This is a genomic window from Burkholderia sp. LMG 13014 (assembly GCF_905232215.1).
Taxonomy (GTDB): domain Bacteria; phylum Pseudomonadota; class Gammaproteobacteria; order Burkholderiales; family Burkholderiaceae; genus Burkholderia.
Window position 1 is genome coordinate 1 of the sequence record NZ_CAJNKE010001008.1, and the last position, 1,273, is coordinate 1,273.

The 1,273-nt window shown below is 67.3% G+C and carries 1 protein-coding gene; it reads left to right on the top strand.

The features are described from left to right. Positions 1 to 1,155 (top strand): hypothetical protein (locus tag JYJ84_RS36940; RefSeq protein ID WP_205190328.1); only part of this gene is annotated, 1,155 nt, incomplete at its 5' end. Positions 1,156 to 1,273 lie beyond the last annotated feature (118 nt).

Below are 1,273 nucleotides of genomic sequence, written 5' to 3' on the forward strand. Positions count from 1 at the left end.
GTGCATACGGTCACCGTGCAGGCCGACCCGTCATCTCACCCGGCCGTCGATCCGCGCAGCTTCATGCACGGCATCGGCGTGGCCGACGCCGGCAACGGCAAGCGCTGGGTGTTCTTCAGCAGCTCGGGCATCGTCCCGCGCGGCGCGATGCGCAACGGCAACTGGCCGCATGACGTGTACGTCGGCGAATGGCTGCCCGGCAAGCCGCACCTGCTGCACGTCCATACGTTCATCAGCCGCCCCGAGGCGCAGGAACCCGTGTCGATCGCGCAGAACGCGCGCGGCGACATCTTCGTCACGTTCGAGGACGGCTGGAACGCACCGCAGGAGGTCAGCCAGCGCTACGGCGTCTATCGCCGCGACCTGAAGCCGATCAAGCCCTATCCGAACGACGTCGAATCGGGCGGCCACTCGGGGCATGTCGCGACGGCGGCCGACCGCTTCGTCGTGTTCTATTCGGCCGACTGGATCGACGGCGGCGGCGTCGACAATCTCGGCACCGGCAACGGCGTCTACGTGAAAACCTACGACGCGGCCGGGCGCGTGCTGAATCATGTCGAGGTCGCGCCGCACCGACGCGAATGGTGGCCCGTAATCGCCGGTTCGCCGCACACGGCGCTGCTGGTCTGGCAGAAGTTCATCGACGACAGCACCGACGCGAAGCTCGAGTACGCGCTGTTCGATCCGGTGACCGCGAAGCTCGATATGCTCGGCGAGCTGAACGACGCCATCCAGTATTACGTCTATTCCGCGGCCTACGTGCCGGCGATCGACCGCTTCATCGTCACCACGACGACCGCGAACGGTCGCGGCGTCGCGATGCTGATCGCTCCGGACGGCCAGCGTACCGCGACGCTCGAGTGCCTGCCGGCGACGGTACGCGAATCCAGTATCGGTGTCGCCGGGGCGCGTGCGTACGTACCGATCCGCGACGGGCGGCTCCTGACGCTCGCGCTGTCGCCGGCCGGAATTGCCGCGAGCGGCGCGCAGCCTTCGCCGATTCCGTGGGGCACGACCGGTATCGCCGGTTTCCCGGCACGCGGCGACGCGATGCATTTCGTGTCGCTGACGCCGTCGGGCACGCGCGAAGCCGATTTCGAACCGGAGCATGAAACGCCGTTGGCGAAGAGCGAAGTGCGTTGTTCGAGTCATTGATGGAGGCCCGGTAGCACGATCGCCGTGAACGTGGCTGGCCCGCGTGCTTTCACCCCTGCCTGCCCGTCTCCTCGTCTCCTCGTCTCCTCGTCTCTGCCGTCTCTGCCGTCTCTGCCGT